This is a genomic window from Enterobacter sp. C3_dUdeg, from assembly GCF_057536195.1.
On record NZ_BAAKFX010000002.1, the window covers coordinates 289,766 to 308,446 of the forward strand.

The 18,681-nt window shown below is 58.1% G+C and carries 15 protein-coding genes and 1 other annotated feature; of the genes, 5 read left to right on the forward strand and 10 right to left on the reverse strand.

All coding sequences use genetic code 11. The annotated features are described in order from the left end of the window. Positions 1–67 precede the first annotated feature (67 nt). The 3 genes from copA to ybaK all read left to right on the forward strand — a co-directional run bounded on the left by copA (position 68) and on the right by ybaK (position 4,090). Positions 68–2,566: a copper-exporting P-type ATPase CopA gene (gene copA / locus AC27FC_RS09035; protein ID WP_196354749.1), complete on the forward strand. Its 2,499-nt coding sequence runs from the start codon at positions 68–70 to the stop codon at positions 2,564–2,566. Between the two features lie 50 nt (positions 2,567–2,616). Continuing rightward, positions 2,617–3,411 (forward strand): TraB/GumN family protein, encoded by a 795-nt coding sequence (locus AC27FC_RS09040; protein ID WP_094934741.1) that lies wholly within the window; start codon positions 2,617–2,619, stop codon positions 3,409–3,411. A 199-nt stretch (positions 3,412–3,610) separates the two neighbouring features. Next, on the forward strand, positions 3,611–4,090 hold the full coding sequence (gene ybaK / locus AC27FC_RS09045; RefSeq protein ID WP_023310615.1) for a Cys-tRNA(Pro)/Cys-tRNA(Cys) deacylase YbaK: 480 nt from the start codon (positions 3,611–3,613) through the stop codon (positions 4,088–4,090). Between the two features lie 121 nt (positions 4,091–4,211). Here ybaK and ushA read toward each other — a convergent pair whose 3' ends face one another. After that, positions 4,212–5,864 carry a bifunctional UDP-sugar hydrolase/5'-nucleotidase UshA gene (gene ushA / locus AC27FC_RS09050; RefSeq protein WP_094934742.1) on the reverse strand — a complete coding sequence of 551 codons (1,653 nt, stop codon included), beginning with the start codon at positions 5,862–5,864 and terminating at the stop codon, positions 4,212–4,214. 169 nt (positions 5,865–6,033) lie between these two features. Here ushA and AC27FC_RS09055 point away from each other — a divergent pair, with 169 nt between their 5' ends. Both AC27FC_RS09055 and ybaL read left to right on the forward strand, forming a co-directional pair. Beyond that, positions 6,034–7,242, forward strand: coding sequence for an MFS transporter (locus tag AC27FC_RS09055; protein ID WP_196354750.1), 1,209 nt, complete (start codon positions 6,034–6,036; stop codon positions 7,240–7,242). Between the two features lie 229 nt (positions 7,243–7,471). Next, on the forward strand, positions 7,472–9,148 hold the full coding sequence (gene ybaL / locus AC27FC_RS09060) for a YbaL family putative K(+) efflux transporter (RefSeq protein WP_047061258.1): 1,677 nt from the start codon (positions 7,472–7,474) through the stop codon (positions 9,146–9,148). Positions 9,149–9,240: 92 nt separating this feature from the next. Here ybaL and AC27FC_RS09065 read toward each other — a convergent pair whose 3' ends face one another. The 9 genes from AC27FC_RS09065 to AC27FC_RS09105 all read right to left on the reverse strand — a co-directional run bounded on the left by AC27FC_RS09065 (position 9,241) and on the right by AC27FC_RS09105 (position 18,638). Beyond that, positions 9,241–10,545, reverse strand: a complete 1,305-nt coding sequence (locus AC27FC_RS09065; protein ID WP_094934743.1) for an inosine/guanosine kinase — start codon at positions 10,543–10,545, stop codon at positions 9,241–9,243. Between the two features lie 62 nt (positions 10,546–10,607). Beyond that, positions 10,608–11,570 carry a ferrochelatase gene (gene hemH, locus AC27FC_RS09070; RefSeq protein WP_033144798.1) on the reverse strand — a complete coding sequence of 321 codons (963 nt, stop codon included), beginning with the start codon at positions 11,568–11,570 and terminating at the stop codon, positions 10,608–10,610. A 124-nt stretch (positions 11,571–11,694) separates the two neighbouring features. Further along, positions 11,695–12,339: an adenylate kinase gene (gene adk, locus AC27FC_RS09075; protein WP_006809841.1), complete on the reverse strand. Its 645-nt coding sequence runs from the start codon at positions 12,337–12,339 to the stop codon at positions 11,695–11,697. Between the two features lie 228 nt (positions 12,340–12,567). After that, entirely contained in the window at positions 12,568–14,442 is a 1,875-nt protein-coding gene (htpG, locus tag AC27FC_RS09080) for a molecular chaperone HtpG (RefSeq protein WP_112778342.1), read from the reverse strand. A 110-nt stretch (positions 14,443–14,552) separates the two neighbouring features. Then, positions 14,553–15,158, reverse strand: a complete 606-nt coding sequence (recR, locus tag AC27FC_RS09085; protein WP_008499298.1) for a recombination mediator RecR — start codon at positions 15,156–15,158, stop codon at positions 14,553–14,555. After that, on the reverse strand, positions 15,158–15,490 hold the full coding sequence (locus tag AC27FC_RS09090; RefSeq protein ID WP_003858972.1) for a YbaB/EbfC family nucleoid-associated protein: 333 nt from the start codon (positions 15,488–15,490) through the stop codon (positions 15,158–15,160). The genes recR and AC27FC_RS09090 overlap by 1 nt, the downstream gene beginning before the upstream one ends. Before the next feature lie 54 nt (positions 15,491–15,544). Further along, positions 15,545–17,470, reverse strand: a complete 1,926-nt coding sequence (gene dnaX / locus AC27FC_RS09095) for a DNA polymerase III subunit gamma/tau (protein WP_087822109.1) — start codon at positions 17,468–17,470, stop codon at positions 15,545–15,547. Continuing rightward, positions 16,151–16,215: a sequence feature (DnaX frameshifting element), on the reverse strand. It overlaps the preceding gene by 65 nt. A gap of 88 nt (positions 17,471–17,558) precedes the next feature. Then, the gene (gene apt, locus AC27FC_RS09100) at positions 17,559–18,110 is read right to left on the reverse strand and encodes an adenine phosphoribosyltransferase (RefSeq protein WP_069303751.1); all 552 of its coding nucleotides are present in this window, start codon (positions 18,108–18,110) and stop codon (positions 17,559–17,561) included. Between the two features lie 150 nt (positions 18,111–18,260). Continuing rightward, positions 18,261–18,638 carry a DUF454 family protein gene (locus AC27FC_RS09105; protein WP_033144794.1) on the reverse strand — a complete coding sequence of 126 codons (378 nt, stop codon included), beginning with the start codon at positions 18,636–18,638 and terminating at the stop codon, positions 18,261–18,263. Positions 18,639–18,681: the final 43 nt, after the last annotated feature.

Below are 18,681 nucleotides of genomic sequence, written 5' to 3' on the forward strand. Positions count from 1 at the left end.
CATAACAGTTAGCGAAAAGCGTTACTCCGGTCAACTACTGACCAGTTCATTATACGGGAGTTTTACTATGTCTCACACTATCGACCTGACGCTGGACGGCCTCTCCTGCGGCCACTGCGTCAAACGCGTTAAAGAAAGCCTGGAACAGCGCCCTGACGTTGAAAGCGCTGACGTGACTATCGATCATGCAGCCGTCACCGGCAGCGCCAGCGCGGATGCGCTGATTGATACCATCAAGCAGGCCGGTTACGGGGCGGAGTTAAGCCACCCAAAGGCTAAACCGCTGGCAGAGTCATCATCCCCGTCGGAAGCGCTGACAGCGGCCACTCCTGAGCTTCCGGCAGCTGATGATATTGACGACAGCCAACAGCTGCTGATCAACGGCATGAGCTGCGCCAGCTGCCTCTCCCGGGTACAAAACGCCTTGCAGGCCGTACCGGGCGTCGCGCAGGCACGGGTAAACCTCGCGGAGCGCACTGCGCTGGTGATGGGCAGCGCCTCCGCCGCAGATTTAGTGCAGGCCGTTGAGAAAGCGGGCTACGGCGCAGAGGCCATCGAAGATGATGCCGAGCGCCGCGAGCGCCAGCAGGAAACGGCTATCGCCACCATGAAACGCTTCCGCTGGCAGGCGATTGTCGCCCTGCTGGTGGGTATTCCGGTGATGGTGTGGGGCATGATGGGTGACAACATGATGGTCACCGCTGACAACCGCACGCTGTGGCTGGTGATTGGTCTGATTACCCTTGCGGTGATGGTGTTTGCAGGCGGGCATTTTTACACCAGCGCCTGGAAGAGCCTGAAAAACCGCACCGCGACGATGGATACGCTGGTGGCGCTCGGTACCGGCGCGGCGTGGCTCTATTCGATGAGCGTGAACGTCTGGCCGCAGTGGTTCCCGATGGAGGCGCGCCATCTCTACTATGAAGCCAGCGCGATGATTATCGGCCTGATTAACCTGGGCCACATGCTGGAAGCCCGCGCCCGCCAGCGCTCCTCGAAAGCGCTGGAAAGGTTGCTTGATTTAACCCCGCCGACGGCCCGCGTGGTCTCGGACGAGGGGGAGAAAAGCGTCCCGCTGGCGGAAGTTCAGCCCGGCATGACGCTGCGCCTGACGACGGGCGATCGCGTTCCCGTTGACGGCAAGATAACCCAGGGCGAAGCCTGGCTGGATGAAGCAATGCTGACCGGCGAGCCCATTCCCCAGCAGAAATCAGACGGCGACGCCGTTCATGCCGGCACGGTGGTGCAGGACGGCAGCGTGCTGTTTACCGCCAGCGCCGTCGGCAGCCACACGACGCTGTCGCGTATCATCCGCATGGTGCGCCAGGCGCAGAGCAGCAAGCCGGAAATTGGCCAGCTTGCTGACAGAATCTCGGCCATTTTTGTGCCGGTGGTGGTCGGCATTGCCCTGCTGAGCGCGGCGATCTGGTATTTCTTCGGCCCCGCACCGCAGATTGTTTACACCCTGGTGATTGCCACTACGGTGCTGATCATCGCCTGTCCTTGCGCCCTTGGCCTGGCGACCCCAATGTCGATTATCTCCGGCGTAGGCCGCGCGGCCGAATTTGGCGTACTGGTACGGGATGCGGACGCGCTGCAGCGGGCCAGCACCCTCGACACGCTGGTGTTTGATAAAACCGGGACGCTGACCGAAGGCAAACCGCAGGTGGTGGCCGTCACTACCGCAGGCATTACGCAAGAGGAGGCGCTGCGTCTCGCCGCCGCGCTGGAGCAAGGATCCAGCCATCCGCTGGCGCGCGCCATTCTCGATAAAGCGAATGCTTCTGCCCTGCCGCAGGTCAGCAATTTCCGCACCCTGCGCGGGCTCGGCGTCAGCGGTGAAGCAGAAGGCCACGCGCTGCTGCTGGGTAACCAGGCATTGCTTAATGAAAACGGTATTGATACCGCCGCGCTGGAAAGCGAGCTGAAGGCGCAGGCGTCTCAGGGCGCCACGCCGGTTCTGCTGGCGGTGGATGGCAAAGCCGCCGCGCTGCTGGCCGTGCGCGATCCGCTTCGCCAGGACAGCGTGGACGCCCTGCAGCGTCTGCACCGCGCGGGCTATCGTCTGGTGATGCTGACCGGAGACAATCCGACAACGGCCAACGCCATCGCGAAAGAGGCCGGAATTGATGAGGTCATTGCAGGCGTACTGCCGGACGGGAAAGCGGACGCCATCAAGAAACTGCAAAGTCAGGGCCGTCAGGTGGCGATGGTCGGCGACGGCATCAACGATGCCCCGGCGCTGGCCCAGGCGGACGTCGGGATTGCCATGGGTGGCGGGAGCGATGTCGCCATCGAAACCGCTGCGATTACGCTGATGCGCCATAGCCTGATGGGCGTTGCCGACGCGCTGGCCATTTCAAAAGCCACGCTGCGCAACATGAAGCAGAACTTACTGGGAGCGTTCGTCTATAACACCCTCGGTATCCCAATCGCGGCCGGTATTCTGTGGCCGCTGACCGGCACGCTGCTTAACCCGGTGGTCGCGGGCGCGGCGATGGCGCTCTCCTCCATTACCGTGGTGAGCAACGCCAACCGCCTGCTGCGCTTTAAACCGAAGGATTGAACCTTGTACCCGTACGCGCTAGCATGAACCTTTCCATTCATGGAGCGCGTATGGGTCTGTTTAATCGTATAAAAGCATCGTTTCGCGCCCTCTTTCCTCGCCGTTATGCCTGGCCCGGTCTGGATATCTCTCTCCCCGGCGGGCAGCACCTGCATCTGGTCGGCAGTATTCATATGGGTACGCAGGATATGTCTCCCCTGCCACCCGGGCTGATTAAACTGCTGAAACGCGCCGACGCGCTGGTCGTTGAGGCGGACATTTCGGGTCAGGAGTCGCCGTTTGCCGGGCTGGAAAGCGATCTCAGCCTGGCGGAACGTCTGGATGATCCCCGGCTTGCGGAACTGACGCGCGTCGCGGATGAAACCGGCGTGTCGCTCTCCATGATTGACACCCTGCCGCTCTGGCAAATTGCGATGGTGCTGCAGGCCACGCAGGCGCAGCGTCTGGGACTGCGCGGTGACTACGGCATTGATTACCAGCTGCTGAACGCGGCAAGGGCGCGCAGCCTGCCCATCATCGAGCTGGAAGGGACGGACAGCCAGATTGCGCTTCTGCGCCAGCTTCCCGACGACGGCCTGATGCTGCTGGATGATACGTTGACCCACTGGCACACCAACGCGCGCCTGCTGCAGACCATGATTGGCTGGTGGCTGGACGCGCCGCCTGAGGACGGTAAGCTGGCATTGCCCTCGACGTTCAGCGAATCGCTGTATGATGTGCTGATGAATGCGCGCAACAAAGCCTGGCGGCAGACGCTGCATGCTTTGCCCGCGGGGCATTACGTGGTGGCGGTTGGGGCGTTACATTTGTACGGAGAAGGGAATTTGCCGTCACTGTTGAAATAAAAAAATGGCCAATATTTCTATTGGCCCGTCAAAGAGGAATTTCATCGTTTTTATTATGCCGAAGGAGACCTTCGGTTGAGCCGATTGTCGCTCAAAGTGACCATCACTGCCAATACTATTGCGCAAGATGGTGCTATTTTTTAGACAAACGTCAGGCGTATGCTGATGGCATGATTTGTCTGTCGTAAGAAGGATAGCTATGACTCCCGCCGTTAAATTACTCGAAAAAAACAACATTTCTTTCCGGATCCACACTTACGATCACGATCCGAATGAAACTAACTTTGGTGATGAAGTGGTGCGCAAGCTGGGGCTGAATGCTGACCAGGTTTATAAAACGCTGCTGGTGGCGGTGAATGGCGATATGAAACACCTCGCCGTCGCGGTTACTCCGGTGGCGGGACAGCTGGATCTGAAGAAAGTCGCCAAAGCCCTGGGGGCGAAGAAGGTGGATATGGCGGATCCGATGGTGGCGCAACGCACCACGGGCTATCTGGTGGGCGGGATCAGTCCGCTCGGGCAGAAAAAACGCCTGCCGACGCTGATTGATGCCCCTTCGCAGGAGTTTGAAACCATCTTTATATCCGGCGGCAAACGCGGGCTGGATATCGAGCTGGCGGCGGGCGACCTGGCGAAAATGCTGGACGCGAAGTTTGCGGATATTGCGCGCCGGGATTGAGAAAATTGCCCGGTGGCGGCTGCGAGGTAAAAGCAAAACGGTAACAGGCGTTACCGTTTTTTGTGTTCGCGCCCTCTCCCGGTGGGAGAGGGTTGGGGTGAGGGCATCAGGCCGCACACCACTACTGCCAGCTCACCTCACCCTTCGGCTCGTAGGCATTCACGTCAATCGGCGAATTCTGCTCGATGAACTGCTTCAGCACTTCCGCGTCGATAAAGCCGGTATTCACGTATCCCGGTTTATTATCGATATGCGGATAGCCGTCGCCGCCGGTGGCGTTAAAGCTTAACGTCGCCAGACGGTAGGTCTTAGCCGGATCAACCGGTTCGCCTTTGATCTTCAGGTCGTTAAGCTTGCCGTCTTTCGCCACAAAGCTGACGTTGGCAAACTGCGGATAGGCCCCGGAATCCGGCTTCATCTGCGCCACGGCGGTCAGGTAGTCAATCACCTCTTTCCCGCTCATGTCCGCATAGACCACCACGTTGCCGAACGGCTGCACCTTCAGGACGTCCTTATAGGTAATGTTTCCGCCCTCGATGGAATCACGAATACCGCCGCCGCTCATCACGCCGAAGTCAGCGCCGGTGCGCGCCATTTGCGCCGCCAGCACCAGGTGGCCCATGTTGGTCTGCACGAAGCGAACTTTGCTGCGGTCCCCCTCCAGACGACCGTTCAGCGTGCCGATTTTCACGTCCAGCTGCGCCTTGCCCTTGTTCTGGAACGGCGTCAGCAGGGAGAGCATCTGCTGGTTTTCAGCGATCTCCGGCGTGTAGAGTACACGCTCGCTTTTCCCGTCCGGGTAGGTGACTTTCTTCTTCAGGTTGACCGGGATGAGCTGATAGTGAACCAGCTTCATCTCGCCGTTACGGAACTCGAAATCCGCCCGGCCCACGTATTTGCCCCACTCGTGCGCCTGAACTATCCAGATACCGTTCTGACGGTCCGGCGCGCACGGCGTGCCCGGCACGTAGTCCACCTGCTTTTTGTTCTCCGAGGCCATACACACCGGATCCTGTGAGTGACCGCCCACAATCATTGCCAGCGAGCCCGCGGGCAGGCTGCGCGCCATTTCCACGTCGCCGGGCGCGTTAGAACCGTGCTCGCCGTTGTCGTAGTGCCCCATGTGCGTGGTGGCGATAATCACGTCCGGCTTCTCGTTTTGCTGCAGCTCCTGAATCACCAGCTTCGCTTCGTCTGCCGGTTTGCGGAATTCGATATCGGTAAAGAACTCGGGGTTACCAATTTTCGCCGTATCGTCAGTGGTTAAGCCGATGACCGCGATCTTCAGATCCTGACGCTTAAAAAGCGCCCACGGCTTAAACAGGCGTTCGCCGGTGCTTTTCTGGTAAATATTGGCGGAGAGGAAGGGGAATTTGGCCCATTTTTCCTGCTGACGCAGCACGGTCAGCGGATTATCGAACTCGTGGTTACCCACGGCCATCGCATCGTAGCCAATCAGGTTCATGCCGCGAAAATCAGGTTCCGCGTCCTGTAAATCGGATTCCGGCACGCCGGTATTGATATCGCCACCCGACAGCAGCAGCACGCTGCCGCCCTGGGCAGACACCTCTTTACGAATGCCGTCCACCAGCGTTTTTTGCGCCGACAGGCCATATTCGCCGTATTCGCTGCGCCAGAAATGACCGTGGTGATCGTTGGTATGCAGAATGGTGATTTTATAGGTTTTGTCTTTTTCATACGCCTGCGCGGGCAGGCTTACCAGGCCCCATGCGGCGATGAGCGCCAGCGCGACGCCCCGCTTCATTAACTTCATCTTCTCTCTCCCTGACCAATAGACAAAGGCAAAAATTACAGTGACTAACAAGAATAGACAAATAAGTTTTCAGAATTGCGACTTTCTTCAAATGTCCCGGACGGGTATGTTAGTCGGATAATAATTACACCCTGCATCTCTAATAACGAAAAACGTGGTACTTCTCTCTATGGCAATCAGTGAATCAACCCAGCCCGTTCCGGGCGCGCCGGCGTCGCGCACCTCCTTTAAAGTCTTAGGCGCAATTAGTCTCTCGCACCTGCTCAACGATATGATCCAGTCGTTGATTCTGGCCATTTATCCGCTGCTGCAGTCCGAGTTCTCACTCACCTTCGTGCAGATCGGGATGATCACCCTGACCTTCCAGCTGGCTTCCTCACTGCTGCAGCCGGTGGTGGGCTACTGGACGGATAAATATCCGATGCCGTGGTCGCTGCCGATAGGCATGTGCTTCACCCTCAGCGGGCTGGTGCTGCTGGCCATGGCGGGCAGCTTTGAAGCGGTGCTGATTGCCGCCGCGCTGGTGGGCACCGGCTCGTCCGTTTTCCATCCGGAGTCCTCCCGCGTGGCGCGTATGGCCTCCGGGGGACGTCACGGTCTGGCGCAGTCTCTCTTCCAGGTGGGCGGTAACTTTGGTAGCTCTCTCGGCCCGCTGCTGGCCGCGGTGATTATTGCCCCTTACGGTAAAGGCAACGTGGCATGGTTTGTACTGGCCGCGCTGCTGGCGATCATCGTGCTGGCGCAGATCAGTCGCTGGTATGCCGCTCAGCATCGCGTGAATAAAGGTAAACCTAAAGCGAAGGTTATCAATCCCCTTCCGCGCAACAAGGTTATCCTGGCGGTTTCCGTGCTGCTGATACTGATTTTCTCGAAATACTTCTATATGGCGAGCATCAGCAGCTATTACACCTTTTATCTGATGCAAAAATTCGGATTATCGGTGCAGAATGCGCAGATCCACCTGTTTGCCTTCCTGTTCGCCGTTGCGGCCGGCACGGTCATTGGCGGGCCTGTGGGTGATAAGATTGGGCGTAAATACGTCATTTGGGGCTCTATCCTCGGCGTGGCGCCGTTTACCCTTATTTTGCCGTACGCGAGCCTTGAATGGACGGGGATTTTAACCGTGATCATTGGTTTTATTCTCGCATCCGCGTTTTCCGCCATTCTGGTCTATGCCCAGGAGCTGCTGCCTGGCCGTATCGGTATGGTTTCCGGGCTCTTTTTCGGTTTCGCCTTCGGCATGGGCGGGCTTGGCGCGGCGGTGTTGGGGATGGTGGCGGATCACACCAGCATCTTCCTGGTTTATAAAATCTGCGCTTTCCTGCCACTTCTTGGGATGTTGACCATATTCCTGCCTGATAACCGTCATAAAGCGTAAATTACGGGTAGCCAAAGTTTTACTTTGGCTACCTGATACCCTGATGCCATAAGGGTTTCTTCTTCTTCCCCTCGCTGAATTTATCAAAACGCGCTTTTTTACGTGCATATTGCTGTTTTATTCAAACTTCAACAATAATTCATAAACATAAGGGTAAAAATTGTCATAAACTATTACTCGGTTTTTTGGTTTTCGCCAAAAAGGAACACCCACAACGAAAGGAGACGGAATGCACCACGCCACACCGCTTATCACCACCATTGTTGGTGGACTTGTGCTCGCTTTTATCCTCGGCATGATTGCCAATAAGCTGCGTATTTCTCCTCTTGTCGGCTATCTGTTAGCGGGTGTACTGGCGGGACCGTTTACGCCAGGCTTCGTGGCGGATACCAAGCTGGCCCCTGAGCTGGCGGAATTGGGCGTGATTCTGCTGATGTTTGGCGTCGGCCTGCACTTCTCCCTGAAGGATCTGATGGCGGTAAAGTCGATCGCCATACCGGGAGCGATCGCCCAGATTGGGGTGGCGACGCTGCTGGGGATGGCGCTTTCGGCGGTGCTGGGCTGGTCGTTAATGACCGGTATCGTATTTGGGCTGTGTCTCTCAACCGCCAGTACCGTGGTGCTGCTGCGCGCGCTTGAAGAGAGACAGCTGATAGACAGCCAGCGCGGGCAAATCGCGATAGGCTGGCTGATTGTTGAAGACCTGGTGATGGTCCTGACGCTGGTGCTGCTGCCAGCCGTCGCCGGGATGATGGAAAAAGACAACGTCGGCTTTGCCTCGCTGGCGCTGGATATGAGTATCACCATCGGTAAGGTGGTGGCATTTATCGCCATCATGATGCTGGTGGGACGCCGTCTGGTGCCGTGGATCATGTCCCGCAGCGCGGCAACCGGCTCCCGCGAGCTGTTCACCCTCTCCGTGCTGGCGCTGGCGCTGGGTATCGCTTTTGGTGCCGTAGAGCTGTTTGACGTCTCCTTTGCCCTGGGCGCGTTCTTCGCCGGGATGGTGCTGAACGAGTCCGAGCTGAGCCACCGCGCGGCGCATGACACTCTGCCGCTGCGCGATGCCTTCGCCGTGCTGTTCTTCGTCTCCGTCGGGATGCTGTTTGACCCGATGGTCCTGATTCACCAGCCGCTGGCCGTGCTGGGCACGCTGGCGATCATCATCTTTGGTAAGTCGCTTGCCGCCTTCTTCCTGGTGCGGATGTTCGGTCACTCCCCGCGCACGGCGTTGACCATCGCTGCCAGCCTGGCGCAGATCGGTGAGTTCGCCTTTATTCTGGCCGGTCTGGGCATGGCCCTGAACCTGCTGCCGCAGGCGGGGCAAAACCTGGTGCTGGCGGGGGCGATTCTGTCGATTATGCTGAACCCGGTACTGTTTGCCCTGCTGGAAAAATACCTCGATAAAACCGAAACGCTGGAAGAACAGACGCTCGAAGAGGCCATCGAAGAAGAGAAGCAGATCCCGGTGGATATTTGCAATCACGCCCTGCTGGTCGGCTTTGGCCGCGTGGGCAGCCTGCTCGGTGAGAAGCTGATGGCGCAGGGCATTCCGCTGGTGGTGATTGAGACCTCACGCACCCGCGTCGACGAGCTGCGCGAGCGCGGCATTCGTGCGGTACTGGGCAATGCGGCAAACGAAGAGATCATGAATCTGGCGCATCTGGACTGCGCGCGCTGGCTGCTGCTGACCATACCTAACGGCTATGAAGCGGGCGAGATTGTGGCCTCCGCGCGCGAGAAGTGCCCAACGATTGAGATTATCGCCCGGGCGCACTATGACGACGAGGTGGAGTACATTACCGAGCGCGGTGCAAATAAGGTGGTGATGGGCGAGCGCGAGATTGCGAATACGATGCTGACGCTGCTGGAGAAACCGCCGGTTGAAGAAGGGGTGACGGGGTAAGTTTGGTGCGGCCTGATGCCCTCACCCTGACCCTCTCCCACAGGGAGAGGGAACAAACACTAAAAACGGCAACCAGGGTTGCCGTTTTGCTTTTACCTGTCCCAGTAAGCCTCTTCGAGGCTGTCTTCACGTTCCGGCAGCCCACGCGTTAAGCGCGGGGAGTGCTGGTTCAGTACCTGATAGCTCACGCGGTTGGCATATTTACACACCTGTGCCAGCGAGGAATAGGTCAGCCAGCTGAACTTGTGCTTGCTGGAGTTCGGCACGTTGGTTTTATGATAGGCGTTAGCGGTGATGTCGTGCAGCAGTGCGGCCAGCGCGCCGTCGCCCGCACCGTTGGTGTTCATGATCTTCTCCGGCCCGCCCATATACGGCGCGATATGAGAGTAGATTCGCAGCGGATTCACGCAATCTTTGTAGCGCATGCCGCGGCTGAACTCGTACTGGTTGAACTCGGCAATCGCACCGGGCAGCAGCGGGTGCTGGGTTTTGCGCTTGCTCTCTTCTTCCGTGAAGCCCGCCATATAGAGCCCAACCGGGCCGGCGGTACAGAGCACCAGATCCACCCAGTCCAGCGCTTTGTCAGACGCCAGCAGCGGATCGCTTTCGCCGGTCAGCGCTTCGGCCTCTTCTTCGTTCATTGCCAGAATCGAGACGTGCTCTTTCAGGAACGCCTGCCACCAATCCGGGTTATCGGCGATAACGAATTTTGTGCCCAGCGTCAGAACGACAGGCACGTTGTATTTCTTCGCGTACTCGATCGCTTTCATGGTCGCTTCCGGCATCGGCTCGCCCGGCTTACAGCGTACCAGGTAGGAGGTCAGCACCAGCGCCGAGGCGCCCGCGATCACCTCTTCCGGAATACTCTCGGCGCGCAGCTTGTTCATATGGCCCGGGCTGATGGCAAAAGTACGCTCGCCGGAATCGCTAATCAGCGTAAAGCAGCGGCCAATAGGCCCGTCGACGCCCTGAAGATAGTTCAGGTCGGTACGGCTGGAGGTGTTGCAGAGATAGCGGTAGGCATAGCCACCGATTTCGATATTGCTGCACATCACGCCGAGCAGCACGGAGCGATCGTCGGCCAGCACGGAGTAGTTATGCATGGTATTTCCGATGGTGCCACCGGCGAACTGATGGGTAATCAGGTTTTCGCGCACCAGCTCCTGGTACAGCGCTTCGGCAACGTCGTCCTCAATCACCAGCGAGTGACCGGCGCTCAGACCGTAACGGGCGACAAACGCATCATCCACTTTCGCTTCAATGTCCACCAGCGTCTGATCGATACCGACGACCCATGCCGCGCTGGTTTCGTTTTCTGGCTGGATTTGCTGCAGAAGCGGGTCGCGGGCATCGACGGGGAAGTAGTGTTTGGATTTGCGTTTACCGGGAAATTTCATGGTCTGAACTGTACGAAGAATATGGGCCGGGAATGGTAGCACAAACCCGGCCCGGAGTGCGATCAGCGGCTGTTCGTTACCAGCGAGACCATCATATCGATATGCTCAGGCGAGTCGTTAAGCGCCGGAATGTACTCGTACTTTTCGCCGCCAGCCTCAAGGAAAAATTCCCGGTTTTGCACCGCGATCTCCTCCAGCGTTTCCAGACAGTCTGCCGAGAAGCCCGGCGACATCACCTGAATGTGCTTCACGCCCTTCTCACCCAGCATTTTGAGGGTTTCATCGGTGTACGGCGTCAGCCACGGCTCGCGACCGAAGCGCGACTGGAAGGTCATCATCACCTTCTCCGGCGGCAGGCCAAGGGCGGAAACCAGCTCGCGCGTAGTATCGCGGCAGCGCTGCGGATAATCATCCCCTTCATTGGCGAAACGCTGCGGGATCCCGTGATAGGAAAGCAGCAGCAGATCCGGCTCGCCGTGCTTTTCAAACGACGCGCGCGCGCTGTTGGCAAGCGCCTGGATGTAGAGATCGTTATCCGCGTAGTCGCGAATAAAAGTCACGCCCGGAATGCGGCGGCGGGTCGCCAGAATGCGGGCCAGCTCGTCCCAGACGGCGGCCACCGTCGAGCAGGAGTACTGCGGGTAGAGCGCCAGCACGACGATATGGTCCACGCCCTGCGCCAGCAGTGATTCCACCGCGCTTTGCAGGGACGGTTTTCCGTAGCTCATGCCAAGCGCGACGGGCATATCCGGCAGGCGGGCGGCCAGCGCTTTTTCCTGGCGACGGCTGTAAACCATCAGCGGCGAGCCCTCTTCCATCCAGACGGACTGATAGAGTTTGGCGACGCGCGGGGAACGAATCGGCAGAATGACGCCACGCAGCAGCGGCCACCACAGCAGTCTCGGGAAATCCACGACGCGCGTGTCGCTTAAAAATTGTCGCAGGTAGCGTTTTACCGCGTCTGATGTAGGTGCTTCTGGAGTGCCCAGATTGGCAAGCAGGATGCCGGTTTTCGCCTGACTCATTCACGCCTCTTAACCATTTGATAGGTTGTCAATTGTAGCGGAAATGCGTTTAAACGAAACCCATTGCTGTAATAGGTAAGATGAGAATATTTCTCACCCGGGAGCCCGGGTGAGAGGCGCGCGATTAGCCGAGGATTTTTTCCAGCTCTGCACGTACGTCAGCCACGGCTTTGGTGCCGTCAACTTTGGCGTATTTGGTGTTACCCGCCTGCGCTTCTTTGGTGTAGTAGCCGATCAGCGGCGCGGTCATCTGATGGTATTCCACCAGGCGTTTACGCACGGTCTCTTCCTGATCGTCTTTACGGGTAGTCAGCTCTTCGCCGGTCACGTCGTCTTTGCCTTCAACCTTAGGCGGGTTGAATTTGATGTGGTAAACGCGGCCAGAAGCAGCGTGTACGCGACGGCCAACGATACGGTCAACGATCAGCTCGTCCGGTACGTCGAACTCCAGAACGTAGTCCACGTTGATGCCCGCTTCTTTCATGGCGTCAGCCTGAGGAATGGTGCGTGGGAAGCCGTCCAGCAGGAAACCGTTACGGCAGTCTTCCTGCGCAATGCGCTCTTTGACCAGAGCAATAACCAGCTCGTCGGTCACCAGCTTGCCTGCGTCCATGATGTCTTTCGCTTGTTTACCCAGCTCGGAGCCAGATTTTACAGCGGCGCGCAGCATGTCACCGGTGGAGATTTGCGGAATACCGTATTTCTCCATGATGAACTGAGCCTGAGTTCCTTTACCCGCGCCCGGAGCGCCAAGCAGAATAATACGCATTGCGAAAATCCCCTCAAAAGTCGTTTCAATTTTTCAAAAGCGCTAAACAATACCACCAGAACGGGCATCGCTCAAGGAAGGCGGGAAGGCTGAAACGGTTAACGGGGGGAGATTATTTGCATTAGTGCGGTTGTTTCCCCTCACCCTAACCCTCTCCCCAAAGGGGAGAGGGAATTTGAACACCCTCTCCCCTTTGGGGAGAGGGCAGGGTGAGGGGCAGGTGTTTAATTACGCCAGCAGTAGCGCATTCACACGTTTAATGAACAGGTTAGGATCTTCCAGCGTGCCGCGCTCGGCCAGCAGGGACTGATCCAGCAGCAGTTCAACCCACTCGGCAAAGCGGGCGTCGTCCTGGGTATCCGCCGCGCGTTTCACCAGAGGATGATCCGGATTAAGCTCAAAGATATATTTCACTTCCGGCATCGCCTGGCCCGCCGCCGCGAACAGTTTCGCCATCTGGGTGCTCATTTCGTCCGCATCGGTGGTGACAATCGCCGGGGTGTCGGTCAGACGGTGCGTGAAGCGTACCTCTTTCACGCGCTCGCCCAGCAGGTTTTTCACGCGCTCAACGAACGGCTCCAGCGCCTTCTCGGCTTCTTTCGCGCTTTCGTCCACTTCATCCGCCAGCTTGTCGATGGACTCGTCGGCCTTGGCTACGGACTGGAACGCCTTACCGTCGAACTCGGTCAGGTAGTTCATCATCCACTCGTCGATGCGGTCAGAAAGCAGCAGCACTTCGATGCCTTTCTTGCGCAGCAGCTCCAGGTGCGGACTGCTCTTCGCCGCCGCGTAGCTGTCGGCGGTGATGTAGTAGATCTTCTCCTGCCCTTCTTTCATGCGGGAGACGTACTCTTCCAGCGACACGGTCTGCGCGGAGGAGTCGTTGTGCGTAGAGGCGAAGCGCAGCAGTTTAGCGATCGTTTCAACGTTCGCGGTGTCTTCTGCCGGACCTTCTTTCAGCACCAGGCCAAACTGTTTCCAGAAGGTCTGATATTTTTCCGCATCGTCTTTCGCCAGTTTTTCCAGCATCTGCAGCGCACGTTTGGTCAGGGCGTTGCGCAGGTTACGGGTGACGGTGCTGTCCTGAAGGATCTCACGGGAGACGTTCAGCGGCAGATCGTTGGAATCGATCAGACCACGCACGAAGCGCAGGTAGTTCGGCATGAACTGCTCGGCGTCGTCCATGATGAATACGCGCTGCACGTACAGCTTCAGGCCGTGCTTGTGATCGCGGTTCCACATGTCCCACGGCGCCTGTGCCGGGATGTACAGCAGGCTGGTGTACTCCTGCTTACCTTCCACGCGGTTGTGGCTCCAGGTCAGCGGGTCGGTAAAGTCGTGGGCGATGTGCTTGTAGAACTCGTTATATTCGTCGTCTTTAATTTCAGACTTGTTGCGCGTCCACAGCGCCTGCGCCTTGTTGATCTTCTCCCAGGAAACCACGGTTTCACCGTCTTTCTCTTCCTGTTTTTCAATCTCTACCGGCAGGGCGATGTGATCGGAATATTTGCTGATGATGGAGCGCACGCGCCAGTCGTTCAGGAAATCATCTTCCCCTTCACGCAGGTGCAGGGTGATTTCGGTACCGCGATCCGCTTTGGTGATGTCATCAACGGTATATTCGCCTTCCCCTTTGGATTCCCACAGCACGCCGTTCTCGGCGCTGTCGCCTGCCGCACGGGTACGGACGGTAACTTTGTCGGCCACGATAAACGCCGAGTAGAAACCGACGCCGAACTGACCAATGAGCTGGCTGTCTTTCGCCTGGTCAGAGCCCATGGACTCAAGGAACGCTTTGGTGCCGGATTTGGCGATGGTACCGAGGTGGTCGATCACCTCGTCGCGGTTCATCCCGATGCCGTTATCGGCGATGGTCAGGGTGCGGTTCTCTTTATTGAACGAGACGCGCACGCGCAGCTCGCCGTCACCTTCGTACAGGTCCGGGTTAGACAGCGCGCGGAAGCGCAGCTTGTCCGCCGCGTCCGAGGCGTTGGAAATCAGCTCACGCAGGAAAATTTCTTTGTTGGAATACAGGGAATGGATCATCAGGTGCAGAAGCTGTTTTACTTCTGACTGGAAACCACGGGTTTCTTGTCCTTTCATCTATGTCGACCTCAACAATGCCATTTAATGGGGTTTTAAAACGTTGAGTGAGAGATGGGGATAAGGGAGGAAATTTTCAAGCGGAGGCCGCGCGCGCAGCCTCCGTTTGGTCAGAAAATAATCTTGTGACGCCCGGCCAGAGAGTGCGACAGCGTGGTGCCGTCGACCATTTCCAGTTCGCCGCCCACCGGCACGCCGTGGGCAATGCGGCTGGCGTCAACGCCGTACTGCGAGCACAGTTCGGCGATGTAGTTGGCGGTTGCCTCCCCTTCCACCGTCGGGTTGGTGGCGAGGATCACCTCTTTGATGGTTTCGGACTCAAGACGCTGTTCAAGGCGGTCAAGACCGATATCATCCGGGCCAATACCGTCCAGCGGGGAGAGATGCCCCATCAGCACGAAGTAGCGACCGGAAAACTGCCCGGTTTGTTCGATGGCGTAGATGTCCGCCGGACTCTCCACCACGCAAATCTGACCGTTTTCCTGACGACGCGGGTTCGTACAGATGTTACACACGTCCTGCTCGGTAAAGGTGCGGCAATCCGCACAGTGACCAATTTCTGACATGGCGCGGGTTAAAGCCTGCGCCAGGCGCATCCCGCCGCTGCGGTCGCGCTGCAATAGCGTAAACGCCATGCGCTGCGCCGACTTCGGGCCAACGCCCGGCAGGCAGCGCAGTGCTTCCATTAACTGCGTGAGCAGCGGACTGGTTTGCATCAGAATGGCATCTTGAAGCCAGGCGGAAGCTGCATACCGCTGGAAACAGAGGCCATTTTCTCTTTCTGAGTTTCGTCGATACGGCGAGCGGCATCGTTAAACGCGGCTGCAACCAGATCTTCCAGCATCTCTTTGTCGTCTTCGAGCAGGCTCGGGTCGATTTCCACGCGACGGCAGTTGTGCGCACCGTTGATGGTCACTTTGACCAGACCGGCACCGGATTCACCCGTGACTTCCAGCTGAGCGATCTCTTCCTGCATCTTCTGCATTTTTTCCTGCATCTGCTGAGCCTGCTTCATCAGGCCACCCAGACCGCCTTTTCCACCAAACATAGGCTTCTCTCTTCTTTCACGTTTAAGGATTACAACCGTAAGTCAGACTCACGATCAAATGGGGCGAATACTCTCTTCATCCAGATCGGCGTCGAAGAACCGGCGCAGGGTCTGAATGTTGTTATCCGCAATAATCGCCTCGCGCGCCTGCGCGAGCTTTTCTTCATAAATGGCCTGGCGCCACTCGAGCGGCGTTTTCACTGCCGGATTATCATCTTCAATGATAGTCAATTCAACCGGCGCACCCTGTAATGCGGTGAGCGCCTCGGCCAGCGCCTTTTGCGCACCAGGGGAATTGAGGTGCCGCTGGCCCGGACGCAGGTGTAAACGCACCTGATTACCGTCCTGCTCTTTCCAGGCATTCAGCGCGACCTGCTCGACCAGCTTCGGCAGCTGGAGTTTGCTGACCTCGGCGGCCCAGGCGTCGCGCGCAATGGACTCTTCAGCAAGCTTCGCGGAAAGCTCCGGCGTTTTCTCATGCTCCAGCGCCTTTTTCAGCGCTTTCGGCGTGGCGACCTCTTCCTTCACCTCTTCGGTGATGGTGGTTGCCTTCCAGCGGTAAGCCTCTTCTTTCACCGGGGCTTTCTGCTCAAGCGCGGACGGTGCCGGACGCGACTGTACGCGCTCCGTTACCGAGGCCAGTCGTTCAAGCGCGGCGTTGTTCACCGGCCGCGCTCTTCCTGGCGCTGCCGGTTCACTCTTTTTTGGTTTGGTTACTCCCTGCGCACGCTGCAGCTGGCTGCGTGCGGCAAGCACCGAACTGGTGGCATCCGACAGCGGCACGTTTTGCGGCGGCGGTGTCGGCTGCGGTGGCACCTGCTGCGGCGACATCACCGCCGTAGGGGCGACCGGCGCGAAAGACTGCCGCGGCGCTTCCGGCTCCGGCAATGGCATGCGCGGGTGGAACGCCAGCGCGCGCAGCAGCGTCATTTCAACGCCCATTCGTGGATCCGGCGCGAACGGTAACTCTTTGCGGCCAATCAGCAGCGTCTGGTAGTACAGCTGCACGTCGGCAGGCGGCACGGTGCGGGCAAGTTCACGCATCCGCTGTTCAATGGCGGCCATATCCGCTCCGATGGCGGACGGTGAAAGCTGCAGCATCGCCACGCGGTGCAGCAGGCTGAGCATCTCAACCAGCAGTCCTTCCCATTCGATACCCCGGGCAGCGGCCGCGTTCACCTGCGACATCACGCGTTCGCCGTTGGCGGCAATCATCGCCTCGATAAGCGACAGCGCCTGATCGTCATCCAGCGTGCCGAGCATGGTGCTGACCGCCTCGGTGGAGAGCTTGCCGTCACCGCTGGCAATCGCCTGGTCGGTCAGGCTGAGCGCATCACGCAGGCTGCCGTCCGCCGCGCGTGCCAGCAGCTGCAGGGCGCGCGGCTCGTGAACGATCTTCTCTTCATCAAGAATGTGCTCAAGCTGCGCGCGGATCTGCTCAACGTCTAGCGCCTTCAGGTGGAACTGCAGGCAGCGCGACAAAATCGTGACCGGCAGCTTTTGCGGATCGGTGGTCGCCAGCAGGAACTTCACATGCGCGGGCGGCTCTTCCAGCGTTTTCAGCAGGGCGTTGAAGCTGTGGCGCGACAGCATGTGCACTTCATCGATCAGGTAGACCTTGAAGCGGCCGCGCGCCGGGGCGTACTGCACGTTATCGAGCAGATCGCGGGTATCTTCCACTTTGGTACGCGAGGCGGCGTCGATCTCGATCAGATCGACAAAACGCCCCTGCTCGATCTCCCGGCAGTTATCGCACACGCCGCACGGCGTGGCGGTGATCCCGGTTTCGCAGTTGAGACCTTTTGCCAGCAAACGGGCAATAGAGGTCTTACCGACGCCGCGGGTGCCGGAGAAAAGATAGGCGTGATGGATGCGACCTAGCGACAAGCCGTTCGCCAGGGCCGTCAGCACATGTTCCTGACCGACAACGTCAGCAAAGGTTTGTGGTCGCCATTTACGGGCTAACACCTGATAACTCATGGGCAGGCTCTGCAACGCTGGAAGGTGAATTTATGGAGGGGAATGCTATCACAACCTCACCCATTGAGCGAGGTTGTGAAAACCGGGATTAATGACCCGGGAAAGGCACCAGGCTGTAGCTGGTGATGCCCTGTTTTTCCAGGCGCTGTTCACCGCCGAGATCGAACAGGTTGATGATGAATGCCGCGTCGGTCACTTCACCACCCAGACGACGGATCAGCTTCACGGTCGCTTCAATGGTGCCGCCGGTTGCCAGCAGATCGTCGACCACCAGCACCTTGTCGCCAGGTTTGATCGCATCAATGTGGATCTCCAGCTGATCGGTGCCGTACTCCAGCTCGTAGCTCTCAGCAATGGTTTCACGCGGCAGTTTGCGCGGCTTACGCACCGGCACAAAACCCACGCCCATTGCCAGCGCAACCGGTGCGCCAAACAGGAAGCCACGGGCTTCGGTACCTACTACTTTGGTGATCCCGGCGTTTTTATAACGCTCGACCAGCAGTTCAATGCTGAGCGCGTACGCTTTCGGGTCTTCCAGCAAGCTGGTGACATCACGGAAAAGAATGCCAGGCTTTGGATAGTCCTGGATGCTTTTGATGCTGTTTTTCAGATATTCAAGCTGCTGTGCAGTTGCGGTCATCGGTTTTGCCTAAATGAAACAGTGTTACTCACAGCGCGCAACGAGTCGGCCAAGGCAACAATTGTTTAACCTTTGACCAGGCGCACCTGTGCTCGAAAACGGTCGAATTTACTGGCTGCGCGTGATAATTGCAACAGCCATGATGAGGCTTCAGTGCTTTTGTTGCTTTTCATCAACCACGGGGATCCGCCACATAAAGAAAAGCAGGCAGGAGAGGATCGCCAGCAGCAGAATACGTACCCACATCATTTTCACCAGCCATAATGAAATAGCGAAGGTGATGAGGATCACCGCGATCGCGCGCGGCTTCGCGCCTGGCGGCATGGCCCGGTGTTTTTGCCAGTGCCGCAGATAGCCGCCAAACCACGAGCGATAGAGCAGCCAGTGGTGAAAACGCGGCGACGAGCGGGCGAAGCACCAGGCCGCCAGCAGGATAAACGGGGTGGTCGGCAGCAAGGGTAAAAACACACCCAGCGTGCCAAGCACTACCGCGAGCCAGCCAATGATGATTAAAATAGTACGCTTCATAATGCGAATCGTTATCAAACTGAACGGCTACTTTACCACTGGA

Excerpts from the sequence above, each read along its gene's own strand:
- copA (WP_196354749.1), top strand. The coding sequence starts at position 68 with ATGTCTCACACTATCGACCTGACGCTGGACGGCCTCTCCTGCGGCCAC.
- AC27FC_RS09040 (WP_094934741.1), top strand. The coding sequence starts at position 2,617 with ATGGGTCTGTTTAATCGTATAAAAGCATCGTTTCGCGCCCTCTTTCCT.
- ybaK (WP_023310615.1), top strand. The coding sequence starts at position 3,611 with ATGACTCCCGCCGTTAAATTACTCGAAAAAAACAACATTTCTTTCCGG.
- ushA (WP_094934742.1), bottom strand. The coding sequence starts at position 5,864 with ATGAAGTTAATGAAGCGGGGCGTCGCGCTGGCGCTCATCGCCGCATGG.
- AC27FC_RS09055 (WP_196354750.1), top strand. The coding sequence starts at position 6,034 with ATGGCAATCAGTGAATCAACCCAGCCCGTTCCGGGCGCGCCGGCGTCG.
- ybaL (WP_047061258.1), top strand. The coding sequence starts at position 7,472 with ATGCACCACGCCACACCGCTTATCACCACCATTGTTGGTGGACTTGTG.
- AC27FC_RS09065 (WP_094934743.1), bottom strand. The coding sequence starts at position 10,545 with ATGAAATTTCCCGGTAAACGCAAATCCAAACACTACTTCCCCGTCGAT.
- hemH (WP_033144798.1), bottom strand. The coding sequence starts at position 11,570 with ATGAGTCAGGCGAAAACCGGCATCCTGCTTGCCAATCTGGGCACTCCA.
- adk (WP_006809841.1), bottom strand. The coding sequence starts at position 12,339 with ATGCGTATTATTCTGCTTGGCGCTCCGGGCGCGGGTAAAGGAACTCAG.
- htpG (WP_112778342.1), bottom strand. The coding sequence starts at position 14,442 with ATGAAAGGACAAGAAACCCGTGGTTTCCAGTCAGAAGTAAAACAGCTT.
- recR (WP_008499298.1), bottom strand. The coding sequence starts at position 15,158 with ATGCAAACCAGTCCGCTGCTCACGCAGTTAATGGAAGCACTGCGCTGC.
- AC27FC_RS09090 (WP_003858972.1), bottom strand. The coding sequence starts at position 15,490 with ATGTTTGGTGGAAAAGGCGGTCTGGGTGGCCTGATGAAGCAGGCTCAG.
- dnaX (WP_087822109.1), bottom strand. The coding sequence starts at position 17,470 with ATGAGTTATCAGGTGTTAGCCCGTAAATGGCGACCACAAACCTTTGCT.
- apt (WP_069303751.1), bottom strand. The coding sequence starts at position 18,110 with ATGACCGCAACTGCACAGCAGCTTGAATATCTGAAAAACAGCATCAAA.
- AC27FC_RS09105 (WP_033144794.1), bottom strand. The coding sequence starts at position 18,638 with ATGAAGCGTACTATTTTAATCATCATTGGCTGGCTCGCGGTAGTGCTT.